We start from the raw sequence: 1,385 nt of genomic DNA, 5'->3' as shown, positions 1-1,385 counted from the left end.
GCCATTCGCCTCACCTTCCTCATCCTCGCGCTCTTCGTCGCCGAGATCAGCGACACGCTCATCGAGGTGCTGCCGTGGCTGGCGCTCATCACGATGGTCGAACTCGTCATCACGACCCTAGACCGGTTGCCGGTGGCTCGGCACGGCGTCGTCGAGAGCCTCGTCGTGGCGATGCTCACGACGTCCGCCGCAGCGGCGGGTGCGGCCTACGGCCTGATCCACACCGGAGCGACCCTGCTCGTGTTCGCCCCGGTGTACCACGCCGGCACCCGCCTGGGCAGGTTCGGGGCCTTGCTGACCTCTGCCGCGGCCGGCGGCGCCTGCCTCCTGGCCCTCACCCTCGGCCAACACGACCACGACCTCTCGTGGTCGCTGCTCGTCTGGCTGGGCGCGGCAGCGGCGCTCGGCATCCTCGGGGCATGGAACCAGCGGCTGGCAGCGGAGGCGGCCGCCGAGCAGCCGGACCTGGCAGCACGTGAGGCCATCGAGCTCATCGCCCGTCTGCAGGACCTTTCCGCCCAGATGTCCACCGGTCTGGACGCCCTCGCGAGCGCGACCCTTGCCCTCGACCTGTTGGCCTCGGATGTGCCCTCGACCCGCAGCGCCGTGCTCGTGACGCCGGATTCGCGGCACCTGGTGCCGGTCGCGCTGCGCGGATCGACGCGGGCGCCGTGGGCGGTCTCCGACGAGATCAGCCGGGTGCTGTCGGTCGGTGCCGACCGGTTCACCCCGACCGAGGTGACCTTCACCGACGACCTCGGTGATCGCCGGGCGCTCGTCGTGCCGTGTGCGCTCGGCAACGGGTCGACGACCGTGCTGGTGGCCGAGCGGGCCGCGACGCAGCCGTTCACGGCCGAGGAGCGGCGGGTCGCCGGGGAGGTGACCCGCCGGGTCTCGCCGACGATCCAGGCCGGGCTGCTGTTCGGCGAGCTGCGGCAGGTGGCGAGCATCGAGGAACGTGGCCGGATCGCACGCGACATCCACGACGGGATCGCGCAGGAGCTCGCGGCCCTCGGCTACGGCGTCGACGCCCTGCGGTCGCAGGCCGGGCCACCCGGAGTGCCCCTGCGCGACAGCCTCGACGCGTTCCGCCAGCAGTTGAGCAGTGTCATGGCCGACCTGCGCCTGAACATCACCGACCTGCGGGTCGCCGAGCGGCCGGGCAGCGGGCTCGGGGCGGTGCTCGGTGCGGCCGTCCAGAGCTTCGGCAGCGTCACCGGCATGCGCACCACGGTGACCGTGAGCGAGCGCCAGCGCCGGCTCGACCCCCGGGTCGAGATCCTCGTGCACCGCCTCGTCATGGACGTGTTGGCCGACGCGCAGGCGAGCGGTGCCCGCAACGCGTGGGTGACGCTCACGGCATCCGTCGTCGGGCCGGTGAGCGT

The 1,385-nt window shown here is 72.6% G+C and carries 1 protein-coding gene; it reads left to right on the top strand.

The features are described from left to right. The coding region (locus PLL68_RS15225; RefSeq protein ID WP_324535549.1) for a GAF domain-containing sensor histidine kinase at positions 1–1,385 on the top strand (1,385 nt) is incomplete at both ends.

Origin of the sequence: Ornithinibacter sp., assembly GCF_035443565.1 — a bacterium.
GTDB lineage: Bacteria > Actinomycetota > Actinomycetes > Actinomycetales > Dermatophilaceae > Fodinibacter.
The sequence above is the reverse complement of the archived record's forward strand: the minus strand, read 5'-3'. Positions and strand labels throughout refer to the sequence as shown.